The sequence below is a fragment of the Pseudomonas sp. SDO5591_S426 genome (assembly GCF_054070755.1).
This window is the reverse complement of sequence record NZ_JBSVXD010000057.1, coordinates 23,808-31,165: the sequence shown is the minus strand read 5'-3', so window position 1 is coordinate 31,165 and position 7,358 is coordinate 23,808. Positions and strand designations below refer to the sequence as shown.

General features: G+C 58.1%; 7 protein-coding genes. 5 read left to right on the top strand and 2 right to left on the bottom strand.

Annotated elements, in window-relative coordinates; translation table 11 throughout:
- On the top strand, nt 1-272 hold a 272-nt coding region (locus ACW9JC_RS13920), incomplete at its 5' end, for a hypothetical protein (RefSeq protein ID WP_457455427.1).
- 105 nt (nt 273-377) lie between these two features.
- Here the strand turns inward: ACW9JC_RS13920 and ACW9JC_RS13915 are convergent.
- Both ACW9JC_RS13915 and ACW9JC_RS13910 read right to left on the bottom strand, forming a co-directional pair.
- Nucleotides 378-1,598 (bottom strand): CaiB/BaiF CoA transferase family protein, encoded by a 1,221-nt coding sequence (locus ACW9JC_RS13915; protein WP_457455425.1) that lies wholly within the window; start codon nt 1,596-1,598, stop codon nt 378-380.
- A 13-nt stretch (nt 1,599-1,611) separates the two neighbouring features.
- On the bottom strand, nt 1,612-2,793 hold the full coding sequence (locus ACW9JC_RS13910) for an acyl-CoA dehydrogenase (RefSeq protein WP_338584080.1): 1,182 nt from the start codon (nt 2,791-2,793) through the stop codon (nt 1,612-1,614).
- A 157-nt stretch (nt 2,794-2,950) separates the two neighbouring features.
- Between ACW9JC_RS13910 and ACW9JC_RS13905 the strand changes: the two genes are divergently transcribed.
- The 4 genes from ACW9JC_RS13905 (at nt 2,951) to ACW9JC_RS13890 (ending at nt 7,179) form a co-directional block, all read left to right on the top strand.
- Nucleotides 2,951-3,850 carry a LysR family transcriptional regulator gene (locus tag ACW9JC_RS13905; RefSeq protein ID WP_457455423.1) on the top strand — a complete coding sequence of 300 codons (900 nt, stop codon included), beginning with the start codon at nt 2,951-2,953 and terminating at the stop codon, nt 3,848-3,850.
- Nucleotides 3,851-4,285: 435 nt separating this feature from the next.
- Nucleotides 4,286-5,407 carry a Re/Si-specific NAD(P)(+) transhydrogenase subunit alpha gene (locus tag ACW9JC_RS13900; protein WP_457455421.1) on the top strand — a complete coding sequence of 374 codons (1,122 nt, stop codon included), beginning with the start codon at nt 4,286-4,288 and terminating at the stop codon, nt 5,405-5,407.
- Nucleotides 5,408-5,422: 15 nt separating this feature from the next.
- Nucleotides 5,423-5,746, top strand: a complete 324-nt coding sequence (locus ACW9JC_RS13895) for an NAD(P) transhydrogenase subunit alpha (protein ID WP_003187010.1) — start codon at nt 5,423-5,425, stop codon at nt 5,744-5,746.
- On the top strand, nt 5,746-7,179 hold the full coding sequence (locus ACW9JC_RS13890; protein ID WP_448105864.1) for an NAD(P)(+) transhydrogenase (Re/Si-specific) subunit beta: 1,434 nt from the start codon (nt 5,746-5,748) through the stop codon (nt 7,177-7,179). The genes ACW9JC_RS13895 and ACW9JC_RS13890 overlap by 1 nt, the downstream gene beginning before the upstream one ends.
- The last annotated feature ends 179 nt before the right edge of the window (nt 7,180-7,358 follow it).

Genomic DNA, 7,358 nt, shown 5'->3' with positions numbered 1-7,358 from the left:
CGAGGCGCGCATTCTACAGCAGCCTCATTTGCTGTCAAGTGATTATTTTCAGAAGTTTTCAAGGAATCCTTAACAACTTCAACCACTTGCGCTTCAGATCTCTCATCAGCGGGAGGCGAATTCTACAGCGTTACACGCTGCTGTCAACACCTCTTTTTCAACTTCCTTTTGGCTTCGATGACCTGAAGCAACCTGCTGCCGAAACCAGCGTAACTCGTTGTTTAGCAAGGAGTTTTCCGTTTCGACTGCGCCGGAAGTGGGGCGAATTATAGACACCTGAGATCTGCCGTCAAGCACTGATTTTGGTTTTCTATCAATAACTTACAGAAGGCAAGAAATCAGACAGCAAAACCACTCCCTCTATATAGAAGAAGCCTTCAGAGTACGCCCGCCTCTTTGAAAGCCGCCACTGCACCAGCATCCAACCCCAACACCCGCTGCAAAATCTCCAGCGTATGCTCACCTAATAAAGGAGGCGCATGACGATACTCCACCGGCGTCTCTGACAAGCGAATAGGACTCGCCACCTGAGGCACCATCCCGGCCAGCGCATGGGGCAACTCGATCGCCAACTCGCGCGCCTTGACCTGAGGATCGGCAAACATCTGCGCCAGATCATTGATAGGCCCGCACGGCACACCAGCCTGCTCCAACTGCGCCACCCATTCAGCCGTGGTCTTGAACACCGTCGCCTGACGGATCAGCGGAATCAGCACAGCCCGATTGGCCACCCGCAACTTGTTGGTCGCAAAGCGCGGATCATCTGCCCACTGAGGCTGCCCGGCCACTTCCGCAAACTTGCGGAACTGCCCGTCATTACCCACGGTAAGAATGAAGTCGCCATCCGCCGTAGGAAAATCCTGATAAGGCACGATGTTCGGATGAGCATTGCCCAAGCGTTTCGGAGCATTGCCCGTCGTCAGGTAGTTCATCGCCTGGTTGGCCAGGCATGCCACCTGCACATCCAGCAGCGCCATATCGATATGCTGCCCACCACCGTCATGATCCCGATGCGCGAGCGCGGCAAGGATCGCCACGGTCGAGTAGAGCCCGGTCAAAATGTCGGTCAGCGCAACACCGACCTTCACCGGCCCTGCGCCCTCATCCCCGTCAGGTCGCCCCGTCAGACTCATGAGACCACCCAAACCCTGGATCATGAAGTCATAACCGGCACGCTTGGCATACGGACCGGTCTGGCCAAATCCGGTGATCGAGCAATAGATCAGATCCGGGTTGATCGCCTTCAGTGTTTCGTAGTCCAGCCCATACGCCGCCAGACCACCAACCTTGAAGTTCTCGATCAGAATGTCCGACTTGGCCGCCAGATCACGCACCAGCTTCTGCCCCTCCGGGCGCGTGAAGTCGATGGTGACCGATTGCTTGTTGCGATTGGCCGACAAGTAATAGGCGGCCTCGCTGGTGTTCTCGCCATAGGCGTCTTTAAGGAAGGGTGGCCCCCAGGCGCGCGTGTCATCGCCATTGCCCGGGCGCTCGACCTTGATCACCTCAGCGCCAAGGTCCGCAAGAATCTGCCCGGCCCACGGCCCGGCCAATACTCGCGATAAATCCAGTACCCGCAGATGCGAAAGCGCGCCCATGGACGTTCTCCTATTAATAGAACGCCTGGATGCCGGTCTGCGCACGACCGAGGATCAGCGCGTGGACGTCGTGCGTACCTTCATAGGTATTCACCACTTCCAGGTTGACCAGGTGCCGGGCAACACCAAACTCATCCGAAATACCGTTGCCGCCCAACATGTCACGAGCCATGCGAGCGATGTCCAGGGACTTGCCGCAGGAGTTGCGCTTCATCATCGAAGTGATTTCCACCGCGGCAGTCCCTTCGTCCTTCATGCGACCCAGACGAAGGCAGCCTTGCAGCGCCATGGTGATTTCGGTCTGCATGTCCGCCAGCTTCTTCTGGATCAGCTGAGTAGCCGCCAATGGGCGACCGAATTGCTGACGATCCAGAGTGTATTGGCGAGCGGTGTGCCAGCAGAACTCGGCAGCACCCAGTGCGCCCCAGGAAATGCCGTAACGTGCCGAGTTGAGGCAAGTGAAAGGACCTTTCAAGCCACGCACATCCGGGAAGATGTTCTCTTCCGGCACGAATACGTTGTCCATGACGATCTCGCCGGTGATCGACGCACGCAGGCCAACCTTGCCGTGAATCGCCGGAGCGCTCAGGCCTTTCCAGCCCTTCTCGAGAACGAAACCACGGATGTCGCCCGCGTCGTCCTTGCCCCAGACCACGAACACGTCGGCAATCGGGCTGTTGGTGATCCACATCTTGCTGCCGGTGAGGCTGTAGCCGCCTTCGACTTTGCGTGCACGAGTAATCATCGCACCCGGGTCGGAACCGTGGTTAGGCTCGGTCAGGCCGAAGCAGCCGATCCATTCACCCGAGGCCAGTTTCGGCAGGTACTTCTGCTTCTGCGCTTCAGTACCGAACTCATTGATCGGCACCATTACCAGCGAAGACTGCACGCTCATCATCGAACGATAGCCGGAGTCGACACGCTCGACTTCACGCGCAATCAGGCCGTAGCTGACGTAGTTCAGACCGCTGCCGCCGTACTGCTCGGGGATGGTTGCGCCCAAGAGGCCGACTTCACCCATCTCGCGGAAGATCGCCGGATCGGTTTTCTCATGACGGAACGCTTCGAGCACACGCGGCGCCAGACTCTGCTGAGCGAACTGCGCAGCGGTGTCGCGAATCATGCGCTCTTCTTCGGTGAGCTGTTGATCCAGCAGCAAAGGATCGATCCAGTTGAAGCTAGCTTTACCGGCCATGAGTGTGTCCTCTCGAAACAGGTCAAATAACGTGGACTGATCCTAGGCCGGGTTCTGCGTCTCGGCAAACGAGGATTTCGCATACTGTTGTGCTAATTTCTCACTCCGAAACGTCGCGAAACGCATTTAATGCGATGTATTAGTGAGGTAGACGTACATGCGCAGAAAGATACCCAGCACAACCGCCCTGATCAGCTTCGAGGCAGCTGCTCGCCATGAGAGTTTTACCAAGGCAGCGCAGGAGCTTTCGCTGACCCAAGGAGCAATTTGCCGACAGATCGCCACTCTTGAGGAGTTCCTCGGCGTGGAATTGTTCCGACGCTCGCGGCGCGGAGTGAAGCTGACAGAAGCCGGCCTTTCCTACAGCCGCCGGGTCGCCACACAACTTGACGCGGTCGAGCGGGACACCCTGTCGGTGATGGGCCAGCAAGGTGCCAATGTGATCGAACTGGCGGTGGTTCCGACTTTCGGCACCCAGTGGCTGCTCCCACGACTTAAGGATTTCCAGCAAAAGCACCCTGAGGTGACGGTCAACCTGACGAACCGGACGCGTCCGTTCCTGTTTGCCGATACCGACTTTGACGCCGCGATTTACTTCGGTGATGCGGACTGGTCGGGTACAGAATCCCACCGTCTGATGGGTGAACATCCTCTGCCTGTGTGCAGCCCAAACCTACTCGGAAAGAAGACCCTTCTTACAGCCAGTGAAATCGCCGAACTGCCCCTCCTTCAACAAACCACTCGCCCCTACGCCTGGCGCCAATGGTTCGATTCCCAGCACCTGAATGTGCCTCGCGACATGACAGGCCCACGCTACGAGCTATTCTCCATGCTGGCCCAAGCAGCCATGCACGATATGGGCATCGCCTTGATTCCACCATTTCTGATTCAACGCGAACTGGCCGAGAAACGCTTGGTGATTGCCAACCCTCAGGCACTCTCCAGCATCAAGGCGTATTACCTGATGATTCCTGAGCGAAAGGTCGAATCTGCGTCTTTAAGGGCTTTTCGAGATTGGTTGGTGAACCAGGCACACAGCTACAGCACAGAAGAATAAAGGCTTTTCGGCGTTAGCTGACCCCGTAGTCAATAAAAACAAAACCCTACAGATATAAGTATTTGTCGCAAAACAGCAAGCTGTATTTGAAAGTCGAACAAACGTCCCACAAGCGCCTGAACACGTGGCTTTGAGCCTCTATTTAGGAGCAATGGCGCATCATTCATATGGCCGATGTGTAAATTCTTGAATTTCGGCCAGAATCCTTGAAAGGTACGGCTTGCAAGGGATTGAGCCCGGTGGTTGCGACATTCGGTCACGGGGTGACTTGTAGTTAATTTTCCGTCACCCGTCATAATCCCTTGAAGGGCACAAAGTTCGCCTGCAAAATGCCGCGCCCCGCCCTGATTTAGCGGGATCGTGCTGATCGGCCGCCCCAGCCGCACCATCCGTAGTGCATGGGTTTACTCAATAAGATCACGCAGGAGATTTGACGTGCACATTGGTGTTCCTCTCGAAACCCAGACCGGTGAAACACGGGTTGCTGCAACCCCGGAAACCATTAAGAAGCTGATCGGCCAGGGTCATAAGGTCACTGTTCAAAGCGGCGCCGGCATTAATGCCAGTGTTGTCGACAGTGCTTATGAAGCGGCAGGTGCAAGCATTGGCAGCGCCAGCGATGCGTTTGGTGCCGAGCTGATTCTGAAAGTGGTCGCTCCCAGCGACAGCGAGCTGACTCTGATCAAGAGCAGCACCGTTGTGGTGGGCATGCTCAACCCGTTCAGCAATGAGACCATCGCCAAACTGGCCGAGTGCGGCATTACCGCATTTGCGCTGGAAGCCGCGCCACGTACCTCCCGCGCCCAGAGCCTGGATGTGCTGTCCTCGCAAGCCAACATCGCCGGCTATAAAGCCGTGTTGCTGGCCGCCCACTACTATCCGCGCTTCATGCCGATGCTGATGACGGCTGCGGGCACCGTGAAAGCGGCGCGCGTGTTGATTCTCGGCGCCGGCGTTGCAGGGTTGCAGGCGATTGCCACGGCGAAACGCTTGGGTGCAGTGATCGAAGCGTCTGACGTGCGTCCTGCGGTTAAAGAGCAGATCGAATCCCTCGGCGCCAAGTTCGTCGACGTGCCGTACGAGACCGATGAAGAGCGTGAATGCGCCGTCGGTGTTGGTGGTTACGCGCGGCCGATGCCGGCCAGCTGGATGCAGCGCCAGGCCGCAGCCGTACACGAACGCGCCAAACAGGCCGACATCGTCATCACCACCGCGCTGATTCCGGGCCGCAAGGCACCGACGCTGTTGAGCGCGGAAACCGTGGCGCAGATGAAGCCAGGCTCGGTGGTCATCGACCTCGCAGCAGCCCAGGGCGGCAACTGCCCGCTGACCGTGGCGGACCAAGTGGTCGTCGAAAATGGCGTGACCATTGTCGGCCCGACCAACCTGGCCGGCGCGGTGGCCGCTGACGCTTCGGCGCTGTACGCCCGCAACCTGCTGGACTTCCTGAAACTGGTCTTCACCAAGGAAGGCCAGTTCGAGATCAACCTCGAAGACGATATCGTCGCCGCGTGCCTGATGTGCCGCGACGGCCAAGTCATCCGCAAAAACGCCTAAGCAGGGATTCAGACGATGGAAGAGCTTATCTCCCCCGGTATCTACAACCTGATCATCTTCGTGCTGGCGATCTATGTCGGTTATCACGTGGTCTGGAACGTTACACCTGCGCTGCATACCCCACTGATGGCGGTGACCAACGCAATCTCGGCGATCGTGATCGTCGGCGCCATGCTCGCTGCGGCTCTAACCGTTACGCCACTGGGCAAAACCATGGGCACCCTGGCGGTTGCACTGGCGGCGGTCAACGTGTTCGGTGGCTTCCTGGTCACCCGCCGCATGCTTGAGATGTTCAAGAAAAAAGCCCCGAAAGCCGTAAAAGAAGAGGCGCCGAAGTAATGAGCATGAATCTTGTCACGACGCTCTATCTGATCGCGTCGATCTGCTTCATCCAGGCCCTCAAAGGCCTGTCGCACCCAACAACTTCGCGCCGCGGCAACCTGTTCGGCATGCTCGGCATGGCTCTGGCGATCATCACCACCATCGGCCTCATCTATAAGCTGGGCGCTGAGCTGGCCACCGCCGGCATCGGCTACGTGATTGTCGGCCTGCTGGTCGGCGGCACCGCCGGTTCGATCATGGCCAAGCGCGTTGAAATGACCAAGATGCCGGAACTGGTCGCCTTCATGCACAGCATGATCGGTATGGCCGCGGTGTTCATTGCCATCGCTGCGGTCGTTGAGCCGCAATCGCTAGGCATCGTCAAGCAACTGGGCGACTCGATTCCAGCGGGCAACCGCCTGGAGCTGTTCCTCGGCGCGGCCATTGGTGCGATCACCTTCTCCGGTTCGGTCATTGCCTTCGGCAAGCTGTCGGGCAAGTACAAGTTCCGCCTGTTCCAGGGCGCACCGGTACAGTTCGGCGGCCAACACAAGCTCAACCTGCTGTTGGGCCTCGCGACGCTGGCCCTCGGCGTGACCTTCATGTTGACCGGCAGCCTGACGGCGTTCGCGCTGATGCTGGCCCTGGCGTTCATCATGGGCGTGCTGATCATCATCCCGATTGGTGGCGCCGACATGCCGGTCGTGGTGTCGATGCTCAACAGCTACTCGGGCTGGGCTGCGGCAGGTATCGGCTTCTCGCTGAACAACTCGATGCTGATCATTGCCGGCTCCCTGGTGGGTTCGTCCGGTGCGATTCTGTCGTACATCATGTGCAAGGCGATGAACCGTTCGTTCTTCAACGTTTTGCTCGGTGGTTTCGGCAACACGGCTGATGCCGGCCCGGCAGGTTCGAAAGAAGCACGTCCGGTGAAGTCCGGTTCGGCTGACGACGCGACCTTCCTGCTGACCAACGCCGACTCCGTGATCATCGTTCCGGGCTACGGCCTGGCGGTTGCACGGGCACAGCACGCGTTGAAGGAACTGACCGAGAAACTGACCCATCGCGGCATCACCGTGAAGTACGCGATTCACCCGGTCGCCGGCCGGATGCCGGGCCACATGAACGTACTGCTGGCCGAGGCCGAAGTGCCTTACGACCAGGTGTTCGAGATGGACGACATCAACTCCGAGTTCGGCCAGGCCGACGTGGTGCTGGTGTTGGGCGCCAACGACGTGGTCAACCCGGCCGCGAAGAACGATCCGAAATCGCCGATTGCCGGCATGCCGATTCTCGAAGCGTTCAAGGCCAAGACCATCATCGTCAACAAGCGCTCGATGGCCAGCGGCTATGCCGGTCTGGACAACGAACTGTTCTACCTGGACAAAACCATGATGGTGTTCGGTGACGCCAAGAAAGTCATCGAAGACATGGTCAAAGCCGTCGAGTAAAGATCTTCGCAACACTGGAACGCCCCGACTCGTCGGGGCGTTTTTGTTTGCGCGAAACGTCAGGTAATCAGCGCCTTTATTACCGATCCGGTAACGGTGTTTTGCTTGAAAGCCGCGGAATAGACGCCTCGTTTGCGACCTTGGTAGCGGGACACAGGCCAGTGAAATTCACTAGACTG

Bases quoted from the DNA above. Each gene is read 5' to 3' on its own strand.
- ACW9JC_RS13905 (WP_457455423.1), top strand. From the start codon at position 2,951: ATGCGCAGAAAGATACCCAGCACAACCGCCCTGATCAGCTTCGAGGCA.
- ACW9JC_RS13895 (WP_003187010.1), top strand. From the start codon at position 5,423: ATGGAAGAGCTTATCTCCCCCGGTATCTACAACCTGATCATCTTCGTG.
- ACW9JC_RS13910 (WP_338584080.1), bottom strand. From the start codon at position 2,793: ATGGCCGGTAAAGCTAGCTTCAACTGGATCGATCCTTTGCTGCTGGAT.
- ACW9JC_RS13890 (WP_448105864.1), top strand. From the start codon at position 5,746: ATGAGCATGAATCTTGTCACGACGCTCTATCTGATCGCGTCGATCTGC.
- ACW9JC_RS13915 (WP_457455425.1), bottom strand. From the start codon at position 1,598: ATGGGCGCGCTTTCGCATCTGCGGGTACTGGATTTATCGCGAGTATTG.